Genomic DNA, 16,399 nt, shown 5'->3' on the forward strand with positions numbered 1-16,399 from the left:
TGTGTCGTGCACATTCTGCGGCGAACGAACAAAACCTGTAGGAGCAAGGCTTGCCCGCGATAGCAATTTTCGCATCGACACACCTTTCAGCAGCCTTTGAAAATGCCCGGTCGCTTCTCGATCATCGACCGCACGCCTTCCTTGGCATCCTCACTGGCCAACAACTTCTTCACCAGCGCCGGCAATCCCTGCGCCGCGGCTGTTTCCCCTTCATAACGTGCCTGCCTCGCAGACATCAACGTCGCCTGAACCCCAAGCGGCGCCTGCCGGGCAATCCGCTCAGCCAGCTCAATCGCCCGTGGCAGCAAATCCTCGCTGGCCATGACTTCCTGCACCAAACCAAGGTGCAACGCTTCATGGGCATCGAATTCATCGCCGGTCAGCAGCCAGCGCATGGCATTGCCCCAGCCAGCGACCTGATGCAGGCGCAACGTCGCGCCGCCGAACGGGAAGATCCCGCGTTGCACTTCCTTCTGCGCGAAGCGGGTGTTACTGGCGCAGAGGTTGATATCAGCGGCCAGCATCAATTCGATACCGATGGTCAGGCAGTAGCCTTGCGCGGCGACAATCACCGGTTTGCTAACCCTGGGGCCCGCGAATACACCCCACGGATCGCAGCCGCCGGGCGGTGCCTGCCAGCCTTGAGCCAGGGCCGCGCTGGCACTGACCAGATCCAGCCCTGCGGTGAAATGCTCACCATGGCCGAATACCACCGCCACCCGCGCCTCGCTGTCGGCCTCGAACTCGCCATAGGCCAGGCTCAGTTCGTTGAGCAGGTCGAGGTCGAAGGCGTTGCATTTGGCCACCCGATCCAGGCCAATCATCAGGACATGACCGTGCCGTTCACGGCTCACACGACTGGAGCAGGGCTGATTCATGGTGCATTTCCTCGGGCGGGAAGGGATACGTGAGACCGCAGGTCTGCGTCACAAGGGTGAACCGTTTTAGCGCGATCGCCAGCAGGGCTGGGCCTTTGCAAAATAGACCGTTGCACGATGATCCGCAAAGCGTGTGACAGAACGCTGTGCGCGGCAGTTTTCCGACAAATAAAGCTCCCTTTTTGGGCTAATTCCGGTATAGTGCGCGCCGGCCTTTAACCGGGCCGCGTTTAGGTAGCGCAATTTCCCGAAGTCAGCTTCGGCTGCACGTCCGTACAGCGGACTCTCCCTTGACGAATCTTTTTCATTCATTCGTTTTCGCAAATCCCCGCCGACAAAGCAGCCAGGGCGACTCTTGAGTCTTACACGGCATGCGCAGCTTTGGAGCATGGGTCTTTGCGGATGCACTTAGAGGCAGACCCATGACCCAGGAAACCGGCGGCTTCGCCGCTTTTAATCTTAATCCGAATATTCTTGCAGCCGTCATCGCGACTGGCTACGAAGAGCCTTCGGCTATTCAGCATCAATCGATCCCGATCATCATGGCCGGCCACGACATGATTGGTCAGGCGCAAACCGGTACGGGTAAAACCGCTGCGTTCGCCCTGCCGATTCTGCATCGCATCGATCCTGCTAAGCGCGAGCCGCAAGCCCTGATCCTGGCGCCAACCCGTGAGTTGGCGCTGCAAGTAGCAACCGCTTTCGAAACCTACGCCAAGCAAATGCCGGGCGTTACCGTTGTGGCCGTTTACGGCGGCGCCCCTATGGGTCCACAACTGAAAGCAATCCGTAATGGCGCGCAGATCGTTGTCGCCACTCCGGGCCGTCTGTGCGACCACCTGCGTCGTGACGAAAAAGTCCTGTCGACCGTGAACCACCTGGTGCTCGACGAAGCGGACGAAATGCTCAAACTGGGTTTCATGGACGACCTCGAAGTTATCTTCAAGGCTCTGCCACCCACCCGTCAGACCGTATTGTTCTCGGCTACCTTGCCGCAGTCGATCCGTGCCATTGCCGAACGCCATCTGCGCGATCCGCAACACGTGAAGATCCAGACCAAGACTCAGACCGTTACCGCGATCGAACAGGCTCACCTGTTGGTTCACGCTGACCAGAAGACCTCGGCTGTATTGAGCCTGCTGGAAGTTGAAGACTTCGATGCCCTGATCATGTTCGTGCGCACCAAGCAAGCGACCCTGGACCTGGCCAGTGCCCTGGAAGCCAAAGGCTACAAAGCCGCTGCGCTGAACGGTGACATTGCTCAGAACCAACGTGAGCGCGTGATCGAATCCCTCAAGGATGGCCGTCTGGACATCGTTGTGGCGACCGACGTTGCTGCTCGTGGTCTGGACGTTCCGCGTATCACTCACGTGTTCAACGTTGACATGCCGTACGACCCAGAGTCCTACGTTCACCGTATCGGCCGTACTGGCCGTGCCGGTCGCGAAGGTCGTGCACTGCTGCTGGTGACTCCACGTGAGCGCCGCATGCTGCAAGTGATCGAGCGTGTAACCGGTCAGAAAGTTGCTGAAGTTCGCCTGCCGGACGCTCAGGCCGTTCTCGATGCCCGCATCAAGAAACTGACCAACAGCCTGTCGCCGCTGGTGGCTGATGCCGAATCGACTCACGGTGATCTGCTGGATCGCCTGACTGCCGACATCGGTTGCACCCCGCGTGCACTGGCTGCTGCTCTGCTGCGCAAGGCGACCAACGCTCAGGCGCTGACCCTGGCCGCGATCGAGAAAGAACGTCCACTGGTGCCGAACAATGCACCACGTGGCGATCGTCCAGAGCGTACCGGTGATCGTCCGGACCGTGGTGATCGCGAGCGTCGTGCTCCGGTTCCATTGGCCGAAGGTCGTGCTCGTTGCCGTACCGCGCTGGGTGCGCGTGATGGTATCGCTGCCAAGAACCTGCTGGGCGCTATCCTCAATGAGGGTGGTCTGGCTCGCGAAGCAATCGGTCGCATCCAGGTGCGTGACAGCTTCAGCCTCGTTGAGCTGCCGGAAGATGGTCTGGAGCGTCTGCTGACCAAGCTGAAGGACACTCGCGTTGCTGGTAAGCAGTTGAAGCTGCGTCGCTATCGCGAAGATTGATCCGCTCTCGGGCTGATTGATCGAACATAAAAATCCCCGACTGGTTCGGGGATTTTTTTGCCTGCGTTTTGTAGCAGCTGTCGAGCCTGCGAGGCTGCGTTCGGTTCGGTTCGGGCCGCGTTCGGACGGAGCAGTCGCCTATCAAGTTGCCGCGGTTTGTCTTAAAGACCGAAGGCGCCTGATTTCACGACGGGTTCGTCCAGGTGGCGCTTGAGTGACAGGTTGAAGGCTCGGGAAACTTCCCACTGCCACCCGGAAGATCGTGTAACCGAATTCCCGGGAGTAGTTCTTGATGCTTTTGATTTCGCTGAACGGAAAGGTGTGGACGATGCCATCAATGGCCAGGGGTGAGGATTTATTCGTTTAGTTTGGCGAGGATCTTGAAGATCACGGTGGCGAGGATCATCAACATGCCGATCCACATCGCGAACACGCCGGCGTTCTTGTCGCGAAAATTGAAACCGGTTGCCAGCATGATCATCCCGGCGAGAATCGGGATCAGCATGGAGTGAAACGAAGACATCGAGATCATGAGCGACTGCCTTGTCGGAAGGGGTAGTTAAAGTCTAGGTGGCATTTGGTGAACGGTGGTGAACACCTGTAGGAGCATGGCTTGCCAGCGAAGGCGTCCTTAAGATCGCCATCGCTGGCAAGCCATGCTCCTACACGGGTTACGGCAACTCGCTGCAGGCGTAAAACGCGCTCAACACTTTGACCAGGTGCGCTAGATCATGGCTGCCGCACAGTTCACGGATCGAGTGCATGGCGAAGGTCGGCAGGCCGATGTCCACGGTGCGCACGCCCAGGTGGCTGGCGGTGATCGGGCCGATGGTCGAGCCACAGCCCATGTCGCTGCGCACCACGAAGCTCTGCACCGGTACTTCTTCGGCCATGCACAGATGGCGGAAGAACCCGGCGGTTTCGCTGTTGGTGGCGTAGCGCTGGTTGCTGTTGACCTTGATCACCGGGCCGGCGTTGAGTTTCGGGCCGTGGTTGGCGTCGTGCTTGTCGGCGTAGTTCGGGTGCACGCCGTGGGCGTTGTCCGCCGAGACCAGCAGGGATTTCTGAATGGTCCGTACGAACTCATCACCTTCGGGCAACAGACGACGCAACGTTTGCTCGAGCATCGGGCCGTCGGCGCCGCAGGCTGAACAGGAGCCGACTTCTTCGTGATCGTTGCAGACCAGTACGCAGGTTTCGTCGGTTTCGGTGGTCAGCAAGGCTTGCAGGCCGGCATAGCACGACAGCAAATTGTCCAGGCGTGCGCCAGCGATGAAGTCGCTATGCAGGCCGATGACCGCAGCACTTTGGGTGTCGTAGAAACTCAACTCATAGTCGAGCACCACGTCGGCGTTCAAGCCGTGTTCGCGGGCGAGTTGATCAGTCAGCACGGCACGGAAGTCCACACGCTCGTCACCGGCAAATTGCGCGAGGATCGGCGGCAGTTCGGTCTGGGCGTTGATCGCCCAGCCCATATTGGCTTCACGGTTAAGGTGAATGGCCAGGTTCGGGATGGTGGCAATGGGTGCCTTGAAGTCGATCAACTGGCTCTCGACCTTGCCATCACGACGGAAGGTCACGCGGCCGGCCAATGACAGGTCGCGGTCGAACCATGGCGCCAGCAGTGCGCCGCCATAGACTTCGACGCCCAGCTGCCAGAAGCCCTGGCGTTGCAGTTCCGGCTGGGGCTTGACCCGCAGACACGGGCTGTCGGTGTGCGCGCCGACCAGGCGAATACCGCCATGCAGGGGCGAATGACGGCCCATCTTGAACGCGACGATCGAAGAGTCGTTACGGGTGACGTAGTAGCGACCGTTGGCTTCGGTGGTCCATGGCTCGCGCTCGTCGAGGCGTTGATAGCCCGCCGCTTCCAGGCGCTGAACAAGGCTGGCGGTGGCATGAAATGGGGTAGGGGAGGCCTTAAGGAAATCGATCAGGCCTTGGTTCAACTCTTCGCGCATAAGTAGCTCCAGACAGCAGTGGCGCAAGTTTAACGTATTGGCTCACGGCATTGCAGAGGCAATGCCGTTCGGTGTGCGTCGCCTGCTGGATGGCGAGGAGGATGAGTCAACCGGTGATCAGATTGCCATTGAGGAATACTTCGCGACGTTGCTTGCGGCCTACATATTGATGTTTGCTCGCGAGGTACACCTCGTTGAATTTTTCCATCGAGATACCGGGGATCTCCCGAACATAGTCGTCCACAAGGCGGTCATAGGCGGCTTCGGTGATGAGCTTGTAGATGTCCCGGCGATAGAAGAAGCCCAGCTGAAAACCCAGGGTTTCGCTTGGATGGTTTGTCTGGCCGGCAAAGCAGTTTTCAAAGTCGATGGCTTTGAGTGGGGTTTGCGGCGTTTGCGGAATCATGATGTTGCCGGCCCAGAAATCCATGTGCTCGTGATGTTCTTGCGCGACAGGGAGTTCAGCAATTGGAAGGCATCGAGAATGAATGTTTCGACGTTATCCGGGTTGCGTTTAAGCCATTGCACACCGTCGATATGATCGTCGAGCAGGCGCGTGATAATGAAATACTCCTGGGTCAGTCCCAGTCGGTCTTTGGTGTAACCGAACCCTTGCAGCGAAGGCATTCGTACGCCACGGCGCTGCGCTTCGAGCGTGTTGATCAGCTCTTCCAGCGGCCAGTCGAATCGGCCATTGCGCTGTGGTTTGCCAAACGTTACGCGCACTTTTGCCTTTAACGTATCCAGCGGTTGGACCTTGGCAAACAGCGGGGTGTCACCGTAGGTGAGCGGCGCACTCGCACGGGTGAGTTTGCGGGCGCGTCGTTTGTGAATAAGTTGCTCAAGTGCCTGCTGCGCTTCGGCTGAGGGTTGCTCGCTAAGGTGCAGCGTGGTGTTGAAGAGGCAGAAGGTGAAAGGATAATCATCTTGGAATGTCATGTTGCTGAGCACGAGGGCTTCCTGCCTGCTGTCAAAGTGCCGGCATTTTACGTTTCATTACAGATTTATGACAATATTTTCACGCCATTTTCACGCCATTTTCACGTCGTTTTGAACAAGAAATAAAAACGCCCTTCAATGGAAGGGCGTTTTTTTTGGTTCAGCGCTGCTTAGAAAGGAGCAGGACACTCGAAGCGCAAGCGTTCGCCGCTTTGCGGGTGAGTGAAGCTCAGCATGCTCGCGTGCAGACACAGCCGTGGCCAGGCTGCTAATGCTTGCTCGTGGGCGTAGAGCCCGTCCCCCAGCAGCGGGTGACCGATGGAGAGCATGTGCACGCGCAACTGATGGGATCGGCCGGTGATCGGCGTCAATTCGACACGACACCAATCGCCGCAACGCTCCAATACGCGCCAGAAGGTCAGGGCATGTTTGCCGAATTCATGGTCCACCACATGGCGTGGCTTGGTCGGCGGGTCGTAGCGCAGGGGCAGATCGATGCTGCCACTGTCCAGTACCGGCTGGCCCCAGCACAGGGCGGTGTAGGCCTTTTCGGTTTCGCGGTCATGAAATTGCCGAGACAGCTCGCGATGCGTGTCGGGGTCACGGGCCAACAGAATAATGCCGGAGGTTTCCCAGTCCAGGCGATGGACGATTCGCGCTTCCGGGTAGCCGTTTTCTTGCAGGCGGGTAATCAGGCAGTCCTTGTTGTCATCGGCCCGTCCAGGGACGGAGAGCAGCAGGGTCGGTTTGTTCACCACCAGTACGGCGGCGTCCTGATGGATGATGCGGATGTTGGACAACGGCATTAAAACAGCCTCGTAACAAACGCCAACGGCGGCTCAGGCCCCCACACCCTGTAGGAGCGAAGCTTGCTCGCGAACGCATCACCTCGATCTATCAGATACACCGAGTTGCCTGCTTCGCGAGCAAGCTTCGCTCCTACGAAGTGCCAGGAGGTCTGAGCCGCCGTGACTCCTGTCTGATCGACTAGCGGTCAGGCAGGGTGATATTGAGTTCCAGAATCGAGCAGCTGCCCTGGTTTTCCAGAGCGACGTGCACGTCATCGGACCCGATATTGACGTACTTGCGGATCACCTCGACCAATTCCTTCTGCAAGGCTGGCAGGTAGTCCGGTGTACTGCGCTGGCCGCGTTCGTGCGCCACGATGATCTGCAGACGCTCTTTCGCTACCGACGCGGTGCTGACCTTTTTGCTGGCACGAAAGAAGTCAAAAAGATTCATTATCTACCTCCAAACAGGCGCTCGAAGAATCCCTTCTTCGTTACATCGAGAAAACGATGCTCCACGGTTTTGCCCAGCAGACGATCGACCGCATCGCTGTATGCCTGACCGGCATCGCTCTGGTCGTCGAGAATCACCGGCACACCCGAGTTGGACGCTTTGAGTACCGCTTGGGATTCCGGAATGACACCCAGCAGGGTGACGGCCAGAATATCTTTGACGTCTTCGACGCCGAGCATTTCGCCGTCACTGACCCGTTGCGGGTTGTAGCGGGTCAGCAGCAAGTGCTCCTTGATCGGCTCTTCGCCCTTTTCGGCGCGGCGGGACTTGCTGGCCAGCAGGCCAAGCATGCGGTCCGAGTCACGTACCGAGGACACTTCCGGGTTGGTCACGACGATCGCTTCATCAGCGAAGTACATGGCCAGGTGGGCGCCTTTCTCGATGCCGGCCGGGGAGTCGCAGACCACGAATTCGAAGTCTTCTTTCAGCGCCATCAACACCTTTTCCACGCCTTCCACGGTCAGCGCGTCTTTATCGCGGGTCTGACTGGCGGCCAGTACGTAGAGGTTTTCCAGGCGTTTGTCTTTGATCAGGGCTTGTTGCAGGTTGGCTTCGCCGTTCACCACGTTGACGAAGTCGTACACCACGCGGCGCTCGCAACCCATGATCAGGTCGAGGTTACGCAGACCGACGTCGAAGTCGACGATGACTGTTTTGTGGCCGCGCAGTGCGAGGCCGGTACCGATAGCAGCACTGGTGGTGGTCTTACCCACACCACCCTTGCCGGATGTAACCACGAGAATCTTGGCCAAGGTGTTTCACCCCTAAGGAAAAGGACATTTAGCCCCTGAAAAACATCTCTAGAAAAACGACTGCAGTCGGACAGCCTTGGCTGGAATCCGGTCCAGAACGGCGCTTACCTCGGGTAAACGCTGCCTATGGCCATTTTCCTACTTCGTTTGAGCCGTTTTCGCTACGTTTTAGAGATGCTTGGAAAATGCGGCAGTATCCGTTAAAGCCGAATGATGTTCAACACATCGCCCGACAGGCAGATCTGTACGCCCGCGCCCCACATAGGGTCGCGACGCAGATCCTCCGAAACCTTGTAGTGGCCTGCTATGGAAACCAGTTCAGCGCTCATTTGCTGACAGAAAATCCTGGCTTTCGTGTCGCCTTTGACGCCGGCCAGCACACGACCGCGCATCGGGCCGTATACATGGATGTTGCCATCGGCGAGAAGTTCCGCCCCCGGACTGACCGACGAGATCACGACCAGATCGCAGCCCTGGGCATAAATCTGCTGGCCACCACGTACGGGCGACGTGATGATCTTCGTTGGTTTGATGGTCGGTTCCGGCGGTTTTACCGGTTTTTTCGCAACGACGCCTTCGTGCGGGTCAAGCGCACGTTCCCGGGCGCCGGACGGTGGCAGCACCGGCAGGTCGACGGCGATGGCCGCAGCGATGTCTTCAATGCGGCTGGCGCGGATCGCCAGGGTGCGCAGGCCATGCTGGCGGCAGACGCGCATCAGACCCGGCAGATCAACTGCGCCTTCGCTGGCCGGAAGTTTATCCAGGGCCAGCACCAGTGGCGCGTTACTGAAGAAGTTAGGCGCCTGGGCGACTTTGGCGGCCAGTTGACGATCAAGGTTCTCGAGGTCGTTACGGGCCAGTTCCAGCACCGTAATGGCGAGCATGCTGCCTTTCAGCTGGAACACGGGATCTTGGTCTAACGGTTCGGTTTGGCTCATGGTCGGCATACAACGACTTGTCACTAAAAGTGCCGAGACTTATAACGAGAACGCCCGCGAGCCGCAAGCCGGGTCGAACGATGTAGAATGCGCGGCCATCGTCTTTCCGGAACCTTTAATGGATCGCCCGCGTTTTCGAACAGCATTTCTTTCTCCACGTTTCTGGCCGCTGTGGTGTGGCTTGGGGCTGTTGTGGCTGATTGTCCAGTTGCCGTATCCGGCGTTGCTGACGATCGGTCGCGCCCTGGGCGCATTGATGTATCGAGTAGCGGGCGACAGACGGCGCATTGCCAAGCGCAATCTCGAACTGTGTTTCCCTGAAAAAACCGTGGCCGAGCGCAAGCGCCTGCTCAAGGAAAACTTCGCTTCCACGGGCATCGCGTTTTTCGAGATGGCGATGAGCTGGTGGTGGTCTCGCGAGCGTCTGGCGAAACTGGCCCATGTCGAAGGGTTGGAGCATTTGAAAAAGGCCCAGCGCGACGGCAAAGGCGTGATCCTGATGGCCATTCATTTCACCACGCTGGAAATCGGCGCGGCGTTGCTCGGCCAGCAACACACCATCGACGGCATGTACCGCGAGCACAAGAATCCGTTGTTCGACTACGTCCAGCGCCTGGGTCGCGAGCGGCACAACGTCGACTCGCTGGCGGTGGAACGCGACGACGTTCGCGGCATGCTGAAACTGCTGCGGGCCGGCCGGGCAATCTGGTACGCGCCGGATCAGGATTATGGCGCCAAGCAAAGTATCTTCGTGCCACTGTTCGGAGTTCAGGCCGCGACCGTCACCGCCACCAGCAAGTTTGCACGGTTGGGCAAGGCGCTGGTGGTGCCGTTCACTCAGGAGCGTCTGGCTGACGGCAGCGGTTATCGACTGGTGATTCATGCGCCGCTCGAGGGTTTCCCCGGCGAGACCGAAGAGGCCGATTGCATCCGCATCAATCAGTGGATCGAAGGCGTCTTGCGCGAATGTCCGCAGCAATACCTCTGGGCTCATCGCCGCTTCAAGAGCCGCCCACCGGGCGAACCCAAGTTGTACGCAAAACGCGGTTGAACCACCGATCCCTATAAGCACCATGGAGTGTTGCGATGAGTCCTGCTGAACCGGTTACAGGGTTGATTCTTTCCGGCGGTGGGGCTCGGGCGGCCTATCAGGTCGGTGTACTGGCGGCGATTGCCGAGCTGCTGCCGGTGGGCGCGGCGAATCCGTTTCCGGTGATCGTCGGCACCTCGGCCGGCGCGATCAACGCGGTCAGTCTCGCCAGTGGGGCAATGGACTTCCGTGGTGCGATTCAACGTTTGACAGCCTTCTGGCAGGGCTTTCGCAGTCATCTGGTGCTACGCAGCGACTGGCCGGGCGTGATCCATCAGGCCAGCCGTTTTGTCAGCCGCAGTTTGCTGGGGATTGGCGCTCAGGTGCCGGTGGCCTTGCTCAACAGTTCGCCGCTGCGCGGATTGCTCGACGACAAACTGCAGATGAGCGGGATTGCCGAGGCCATTGCACAGAAGCAGTTGCAGGCGGTTGCGGTGACCGCGTTCGGCTACGAGTCCGGTCAGGCGGTGACCTTTTATCAGGGCGGCGGCACCATCAATGCCTGGTTGCGCCATCGGCGAATCGGCGTTCCCACGCAATTGACCGTCGATCACTTGCTGGCCAGTTCAGCGATTCCGCTGCTGTTCGCGCCAGTGAAAATCGGTGAAGAGTATTTCGGTGACGGCGCGGTACGCCAGTCGGCGCCGATCAGCCCGGCGCTGCACCTGGGCGCCAGCCGAGTGCTGGTGGTGGGCGTCAGCGGCAACCCCCGTGGCGTCGACCCGGAACAACCGCTGCTGCGTGCCTACACCGGTCAGCAGCCGAGCCTGGCGCAGATCGGCGGGCACCTGCTCAACAGTACGTTCATTGACAGCCTGGAAAGTGACATCGAGTTGCTGCAGCGACTCAATCAGTTCAGTCATCTGCTGCCCGATGGCACGCCGACACGCGCGCTGGGTGTAGCGCCGGTGGAGGTGCTGGTGATTTCGCCGAGTCAGCCGATCGATGAGATTGCGGCGCGGCATCGGCAGGAGTTGCCGGCGGCGCTGCGCCTGTTTCTGCGCGGTCCGGGTGCGACCAAGACGAGCGGGGCGGGGGTGCTGAGTTATCTCCTGTTCGAGGCGGGGTATTGCAGCGAGCTAATTGATCTAGGCCGGCGGGATGCGTTGGCCAAGCGGGATGAGTTGTCCCGGTTTTTGGGATTGTCATAAAGCAAAAGATCGCAGCCTGCGCCAGCACCTATCCCGGATGCGCACGTCCATAGGCGCTGGCAAAGGCTGCAATCTTTTGGTTTTACATCAGAAGTGGAGCTTCACCAGGAAGCTCGTGGTGCTTTGATCTGTCTTGAAGTACTGGCTGTCTTTGATCCCGTACTTGTCCGACCAGTAGTCGTACTCCACACCCACATACAATTGTTTCTCACCAAAATTCAACGCCTTGCCCAAGTCGTATTTGACCTGTGGGTTGAAGTGCAGGTTGGCGTGGTAGTCGCCTTTGGAGTTGGAGTCGTTGTCGACCACCCAGTCCATGAAACCATCGATCAGGATGTTCGAATCGCCAACGGGAATGGTGTAGGACCAGACCGGGGTGATCTGCCACACGTTGTCGCCCGCACGGCTGCCTTCGGTATGGCGCTGATAGAAGTTCAGCTGGAAGTAGTCGAAGCCCGGAATCGCCAGGTCGAAACCAGGACCGATCAGGTAGGACTCGGTATCGCCTTCACCGAACTCGTACGTCATGGCCAGCAACACGTCTTTGACCGGGCCGAATTCGATTTTCTGGTCGAGGACCTTGCCCAGGGAAATTCGTGGGCTGAACTCACCGTAATAGGTGTTCGGGCCGACGTTGAAATCCTTGTCGCCGTTGTAGAAGATCTTGTCGACGAAGAAGAAGTTATCCCCATATTTCCAGCCGTCGACGTGTTCGAAAGTCACGGTCTGCTGAATGCGCGGATTGACCTGGAAGTCCTTGCCATACAGGTAGGTCAGGCTGTTGTTCTGCCATTGCAACAAGTCGCCGGCCATGGCCTGGCCCCCGGCAAGCAAAGATCCCGCCAGCATCAGGCTAGTGCACGTACGTTTCATTCGGTTGCTCCCAAAAAGTAGGTGGTTCCACGTTATTTTTTTAAGGTCGGCGCTCTGGTGTGGCGCCTTTTTCTGTCGCTGTAAAAATCATCCAATCGGTCAGCTTCAGTGCTGTTGGCAAGAGCTGCGCCAAGGCTTTCAAAAAGCAAAAAAACGCCCGTTCGGCGGCTCAAGAGCAGTCGATTGAGAGAGGTTTTGGAGTGCCTTGGTACCGTCCAGAGCCGGGATAAGTTGGCTTTCTGGTCAGGAATTAAATCCGGGCTTTTTTTTTGCCCAGATTCAGGCGGCCGCGGAGAATACTGACTCCTTGGCCAGGTCTCAAGTGCCCCGCAACAGCGCACCGACGGCAGGTTTGGAGCACGGTTGCGGGCCATCTTAAAAGTGCACCTTCACCAGCAGGCTGGCGGTGTTTTGGTTAGTGTCCAGGTTCGAGCTGTTTTCGACCCCGTACTTGTTCTTCCAGTAGCTGTATTCGGTGCCGACGTAGACTTGTTTCTGGCCCCAGCCCAGGGCTTTGCCGAGGTCATATTTGAGCTGCGGATTGATGTGCAGGTTGGCGTGGTAGGTACCGCGGGCGTTCTGATCGTTGTTGACCACCCAGTCCAGGTAGCCGTCGAACAACAGGTCTGAATTGCCCAATGGAATGCTGTAGGACCAGGCCGGCGTGATCTGCCAGACACCATCGCCGGGGCGCGGGCCTTCGGTCTGGCGACGATAGAAATTCAGGGTGAAATAGTTGAAGCCCGGCACCGCGAGGTCGAAACCCGGGCCGATCAGGTAGGCTTCGCTGTCGCCTTCGCCGTACTCATAAGTCATCGCGAGCAGTACGTCCTTGATCGGGCCGTATTCGAAGCGGCGGTCGAGGATTTTGCCGAAGGACAGGCGTGGGCTGAACTCGCCGTAGAAGGCGTGGGGCCCTTTGTTTCGGTCTTCCTGGCCGTTGTAGAAGATCTTGTCGACGAACAGGAAGTTGTCGCCGTACTTCCATTTGTCGGCGTGCTCGAACGTCACCGTCTGCTGGATCGACGGGTTGATTGCGAAGTTCTTGCCGTACAAATAGCTCAGGCTGTTGGTCTGCCACAGCAGTAAATCGCCGGCCATGGCTTGGCTGGCGGCCAAAAGACCACCGCCCAACAGCATGTTTGTCTGTGTCCGAATCATCTGTTGCTCCCTCTTGTTTTTATTGTTTGAGGCGCAGGTGTGGCCACTGGGGGAGCAACTGCTCCCACAGGTTGTATGGCTTTTAGTGTGTCAATGCGGGTGGGCGTGGCAGTCGTTGATGGCCGACCTCGGATCTTTTTTATTCTTGTGATTTTTGTATCAGGTTGACCGCGGTGCGGCCATTCGCGAGCAGGCTCGCTCCTACGGGAACAACACAAATCCTGTAGGAGCGAGGCTTGCCCGCGAAGCTTTGTTGCTTAGTTGGTTGGAGCTCCCTGAACAATCCACGCGCCAATCAGGTCACGTTCCTGCTGGGTCATCTGGGTGATGTTGCCCAGCGGCATGATCTGGCTGGTGACGGCTTGAGCCTGGATGCGTGCGGCGTTCTGACGGATCTGCTCGGGAGTGTCGAACATCACGCCGCCCGGTGCAGCGCTGAACAGCGGGCTGGTCGGTTTGGCGGAATGGCAAACCGAGCAACGTTCCTGAATCACGCTGTGCACCTTGTCGTAACTTGGTCCGGCGTTCGCAGCCTGAACCGGCGCTTCAGCAGGCTTCGCGGCGGCAGGTTTGGCACCTCCACCGAGGGCGGTTTCCGGCAGCGGCTGGTACTCGATGGTGCCAGGTGCCTTGGCTACTTCAGGTGCACTGGACATCTGCGCCGGGCCAGTCACGTACGCCAGGCAGATCATGCCCACTGCTGCGACGGGCATGGTCCAGGCGAACTTGTGGCTGTCGTGGCGGGTGTTGAAGTAGTGACGCACCAACACCGCCAATACCGCGATCCCGGCCAGGATCAGCCAGTTGTATTGGCTGCCGTAGGTGCTCGGGAAGTGGTTGCTGATCATGATGAACAGCACCGGCAAGGTGAAGTAGTTGTTGTGACGCGAACGCAGCAAGCCTTTGGCCGGCAGCGCCGGGTCCGGCGTGCGGTTCTCGGCAATCGCCGCCACCAATGCGCGCTGCGCCGGCATGATGATGCGGAACACGTTGCCGACCATGATGGTGCCGATGATCGCGCCGACGTGCAGGTACGCACCCCGACCACTGAACACTTTGCTGAAGCCGTAAGCGGCACCAATGATCAGCACGAACAGGATGAAGCCGAGCAAGGCAGGGCGTTTGCCCAGGGCCGAGTCGCAAAGGAATGAGTAGACGAACCAGCCGACGAACAGCGAGGCGATGCCCAGGGCAACTCCTTCAGGGCCGGTCAGGCTGCTGCCCGGTGCGAGCAGGTACAGCGTCGGGTTGGAGTAGAACACCACGCACAACAACGCGATCCCCGACAGCCAGGTGAAATAGGCTTCCCATTTGAACCAGTGCAGGTTGTCCGGCATGGTCGGTGGGGCCAGTTTGTATTTTTCCAGGTGATAGATACCGCCGCCGTGGATCGCCCACAAATCGCCCGCCAAGCCACTTTTCGGGTTGACCCGATTGAGGTTGTTTTCCAGCCAGACGAAATAGAACGACGCGCCGATCCAGGCCACGCCAGTAATCATGTGAACCCAGCGTACGCTCAGGTTCAGCCATTCCAACAGATGTGCTTCCACAGTCTTTACCTCTCGCCTGTCACTCTGTCGTCGAGTGATCAGACCTTCTCTTATTGGTGGGGGGCAAGGATCAAACGCTCATCCTCTTTGAAAAAATGCTCATCGCAGTTGTTGCCTGTGCCACTGCGATCAACCACCAGGAAGTCATCCCGCTTTTCGATCGTCAGCACCGGATGGTGCCAAACGCCGCGATGGTAGTTAATGCCCTGCCTGCCGTTGGTAACGAAGGCGCGGACCAAGCCTGATACAGGTTCATCGCCAAGTGGCGCGACCACGATCAGAAAGGGGTTGCCGAGCAGCGGAATGAAAGCCTGGCTACCCAGCGGGTGACGCTCCAGCATGCTGACGGTCAGCGGCATGTCCTGCGCGTCGGCGCGGAAAATGCTGATGATCGCGTTGTCCTCTGGCGTGGCGGTTTGCACCGTCGCCAGTTTGTGAAAGCGCATGGTCGAACCGTTGTTGATCATGAAGTGATCGCTGCCGTCGGTTTCGATCACGTCACCGAAAGGGGCGAAGGCTTCTTTGGTCAGCGGTTCAATCGTCAATGTGCGCATGCTGGTCTTCTTTTCGTTGAGTTTGATCGTTCCCACGCTCCGCGTGGGAATGCAGCCCGTGACGCTCCGCGTCACATCCAATGCGGACGCAGATCGTCCGGTGATGCATTCCCACGCAGAGCGTGGGAACGATCGGATGTTACTTCGCGACCTTGCCCAAAACCCGCAGGCGGCTCACACCACCATCCGGGAACACGTTCAGGCGGATGTGGGTGATGGGACCCAGTGCCTTGATCTGCTCGGCGAACGTGTGTTCGGCGTGCATTTCCAGTTTCTGCGCCGGTAGCAATTCGCGCCAGAACAGCGATTGGGTTTCGATCTGGCTGTCAGTACCGCCCTTGACGAAGGCGCCCTGGATCGAGCACGTATCCGGGTAGTTACCTTTGAAGTGCAGGGTGTCGACGATGATTTTCTCGATCTCGCCCGGATGACCCAGCGCGACGATGACCCAGTCATTGCCAGGGGTACGACGACGTGCGGTTTCCCAGCCGTCGCCCATGTTGATGCCACGGCCCGGGTTGAGGATGTTGCTCATGCGACCGAAGTGTTCGTCGGAGCAGGCGAGGGCGCGGCCGCCGTTCAGCGCTGCAGCCAGGTCAACCTGTTCGTTGTCGCCAACAGCGGACCAGTCGCGGAACGGAATACCGTAAACACGCAGACGGGCCACGCCACCATCCGGGTAGATGTTGAAGCGCAGGTGGCTGACGGCCTGGTCGTTGTTGATTTCGTGGAAGTGGTGGCTGTTGCCTTGCAGCTCGACGGCCGACAGCACTTCAGTCCACTGGGTGCTTTCGTCCGGCTCGCCCGAGGCCAGGAAGCACGCTTCCAGAGAGGCCGACGGCGGGAAGTTGCCGGTGAAGAATGAAGTGTCGATGTCCACGCCTTTGATCGAGCCTGGAACGCCCAGGCGGATTACCGCGCTGTCGTAGCCTTCGAAGCGCTTGCGGCGCGACTCCCAGCCGTCCATCCACTTGCCGTTGTCATCGAACACGCCTTCTTTCCACACAGCCGGGGTCGGCTGGAACAGGCGGTTGGCATCAGCGAACCAGTCATCGGTGACCGAGATGATTTTGGTGCCCAGACGGGCGTCGGCCAGGTTGACGAACTTCTCGAAAGGTACGGCGTGAGCTTTCATTCTTCTTGTCTGCCTTTAA

General features: G+C 58.8%; 15 protein-coding genes and 1 pseudogene. 3 read left to right on the forward strand and 13 right to left on the reverse strand.

All coding sequences use genetic code 11. From position 1 onward, the window contains the following. Positions 1–86 precede the first annotated feature (86 nt). Complete coding sequence (locus QK293_RS07605; protein ID WP_282376546.1) at positions 87–878, reverse strand: crotonase/enoyl-CoA hydratase family protein; 792 nt, start codon at positions 876–878, stop codon at positions 87–89. 422 nt (positions 879–1,300) lie between these two features. Here QK293_RS07605 and QK293_RS07610 point away from each other — a divergent pair, with 422 nt between their 5' ends. After that, positions 1,301–2,974, forward strand: a complete 1,674-nt coding sequence (locus QK293_RS07610) for a DEAD/DEAH box helicase (protein WP_129436966.1) — start codon at positions 1,301–1,303, stop codon at positions 2,972–2,974. 355 nt (positions 2,975–3,329) lie between these two features. Here the strand turns inward: QK293_RS07610 and QK293_RS07615 are convergent, their stop codons facing one another. The 7 genes and pseudogenes from QK293_RS07615 to minC all read right to left on the reverse strand — a co-directional run bounded on the left by QK293_RS07615 (position 3,330) and on the right by minC (position 8,866). Then, positions 3,330–3,506 (reverse strand): hypothetical protein, encoded by a 177-nt coding sequence (locus QK293_RS07615; RefSeq protein ID WP_282376547.1) that lies wholly within the window; start codon positions 3,504–3,506, stop codon positions 3,330–3,332. 139 nt (positions 3,507–3,645) lie between these two features. Beyond that, a complete protein-coding gene (locus QK293_RS07620; protein WP_282376548.1) occupies positions 3,646–4,935 on the reverse strand; it encodes a M18 family aminopeptidase in 1,290 nt (429 codons plus the stop codon). Positions 4,936–5,041: 106 nt separating this feature from the next. Beyond that, positions 5,042–5,886 (reverse strand): annotated as a pseudogene (locus QK293_RS27580) (hypothetical protein). Between the two features lie 158 nt (positions 5,887–6,044). Next, positions 6,045–6,680 (reverse strand): RluA family pseudouridine synthase, encoded by a 636-nt coding sequence (locus QK293_RS07635; protein ID WP_282376552.1) that lies wholly within the window; start codon positions 6,678–6,680, stop codon positions 6,045–6,047. A gap of 181 nt (positions 6,681–6,861) precedes the next feature. Then, the gene (gene minE, locus QK293_RS07640) at positions 6,862–7,116 is read right to left on the reverse strand and encodes a cell division topological specificity factor MinE (RefSeq protein ID WP_007898843.1); all 255 of its coding nucleotides are present in this window, start codon (positions 7,114–7,116) and stop codon (positions 6,862–6,864) included. Further along, complete coding sequence (gene minD / locus QK293_RS07645) at positions 7,116–7,928, reverse strand: septum site-determining protein MinD (RefSeq protein ID WP_282376553.1); 813 nt, start codon at positions 7,926–7,928, stop codon at positions 7,116–7,118. The genes minE and minD overlap by 1 nt, the downstream gene beginning before the upstream one ends. A gap of 200 nt (positions 7,929–8,128) precedes the next feature. Continuing rightward, entirely contained in the window at positions 8,129–8,866 is a 738-nt protein-coding gene (gene minC, locus QK293_RS07650; protein WP_282376554.1) for a septum site-determining protein MinC, read from the reverse strand. A 118-nt stretch (positions 8,867–8,984) separates the two neighbouring features. Between minC and QK293_RS07655 the strand changes: the two genes are divergently transcribed. Further along, entirely contained in the window at positions 8,985–9,917 is a 933-nt protein-coding gene (locus QK293_RS07655; protein WP_282376555.1) for a lipid A biosynthesis lauroyl acyltransferase, read from the forward strand. Positions 9,918–9,952: 35 nt separating this feature from the next. Next, a complete protein-coding gene (locus QK293_RS07660) occupies positions 9,953–11,107 on the forward strand; it encodes a patatin-like phospholipase family protein (protein WP_282376556.1) in 1,155 nt (384 codons plus the stop codon). A gap of 87 nt (positions 11,108–11,194) precedes the next feature. Here the strand turns inward: QK293_RS07660 and QK293_RS07665 are convergent, their stop codons facing one another. From QK293_RS07665 to alc, 5 genes are all read right to left on the reverse strand, one after another. Beyond that, the gene (locus QK293_RS07665) at positions 11,195–11,980 is read right to left on the reverse strand and encodes an outer membrane protein OmpK (RefSeq protein WP_282376557.1); all 786 of its coding nucleotides are present in this window, start codon (positions 11,978–11,980) and stop codon (positions 11,195–11,197) included. Between the two features lie 375 nt (positions 11,981–12,355). Next, on the reverse strand, positions 12,356–13,141 hold the full coding sequence (locus QK293_RS07670) for an outer membrane protein OmpK (RefSeq protein WP_282376558.1): 786 nt from the start codon (positions 13,139–13,141) through the stop codon (positions 12,356–12,358). A gap of 257 nt (positions 13,142–13,398) precedes the next feature. Beyond that, positions 13,399–14,691 carry a urate hydroxylase PuuD gene (locus tag QK293_RS07675; protein WP_282376559.1) on the reverse strand — a complete coding sequence of 431 codons (1,293 nt, stop codon included), beginning with the start codon at positions 14,689–14,691 and terminating at the stop codon, positions 13,399–13,401. 50 nt (positions 14,692–14,741) lie between these two features. After that, positions 14,742–15,245, reverse strand: coding sequence for an ureidoglycolate lyase (locus tag QK293_RS07680; protein WP_010456681.1), 504 nt, complete (start codon positions 15,243–15,245; stop codon positions 14,742–14,744). A gap of 139 nt (positions 15,246–15,384) precedes the next feature. After that, a complete protein-coding gene (gene alc / locus QK293_RS07685) occupies positions 15,385–16,380 on the reverse strand; it encodes an allantoicase (protein ID WP_282376560.1) in 996 nt (331 codons plus the stop codon). Positions 16,381–16,399 lie beyond the last annotated feature (19 nt).

Source organism: Pseudomonas sp. AL03, assembly GCF_029960815.1.
Lineage (GTDB): Bacteria > Pseudomonadota > Gammaproteobacteria > Pseudomonadales > Pseudomonadaceae > Aquipseudomonas.

Excerpts from the sequence above, each read along its gene's own strand:
- QK293_RS07605 (WP_282376546.1), bottom strand. The coding sequence starts at position 878 with ATGAATCAGCCCTGCTCCAGTCGTGTGAGCCGTGAACGGCACGGTCAT.
- QK293_RS07610 (WP_129436966.1), top strand. The coding sequence starts at position 1,301 with ATGACCCAGGAAACCGGCGGCTTCGCCGCTTTTAATCTTAATCCGAAT.
- QK293_RS07615 (WP_282376547.1), bottom strand. The coding sequence starts at position 3,506 with ATGATCTCGATGTCTTCGTTTCACTCCATGCTGATCCCGATTCTCGCC.
- QK293_RS07620 (WP_282376548.1), bottom strand. The coding sequence starts at position 4,935 with ATGCGCGAAGAGTTGAACCAAGGCCTGATCGATTTCCTTAAGGCCTCC.
- QK293_RS07635 (WP_282376552.1), bottom strand. The coding sequence starts at position 6,680 with ATGCCGTTGTCCAACATCCGCATCATCCATCAGGACGCCGCCGTACTG.
- minE (WP_007898843.1), bottom strand. The coding sequence starts at position 7,116 with ATGAATCTTTTTGACTTCTTTCGTGCCAGCAAAAAGGTCAGCACCGCG.
- minC (WP_282376554.1), bottom strand. The coding sequence starts at position 8,866 with ATGAGCCAAACCGAACCGTTAGACCAAGATCCCGTGTTCCAGCTGAAA.
- QK293_RS07655 (WP_282376555.1), top strand. The coding sequence starts at position 8,985 with ATGGATCGCCCGCGTTTTCGAACAGCATTTCTTTCTCCACGTTTCTGG.
- QK293_RS07660 (WP_282376556.1), top strand. The coding sequence starts at position 9,953 with ATGAGTCCTGCTGAACCGGTTACAGGGTTGATTCTTTCCGGCGGTGGG.
- QK293_RS07665 (WP_282376557.1), bottom strand. The coding sequence starts at position 11,980 with ATGAAACGTACGTGCACTAGCCTGATGCTGGCGGGATCTTTGCTTGCC.
- QK293_RS07670 (WP_282376558.1), bottom strand. The coding sequence starts at position 13,141 with ATGATTCGGACACAGACAAACATGCTGTTGGGCGGTGGTCTTTTGGCC.
- QK293_RS07680 (WP_010456681.1), bottom strand. The coding sequence starts at position 15,245 with ATGCGCACATTGACGATTGAACCGCTGACCAAAGAAGCCTTCGCCCCT.
- alc (WP_282376560.1), bottom strand. The coding sequence starts at position 16,380 with ATGAAAGCTCACGCCGTACCTTTCGAGAAGTTCGTCAACCTGGCCGAC.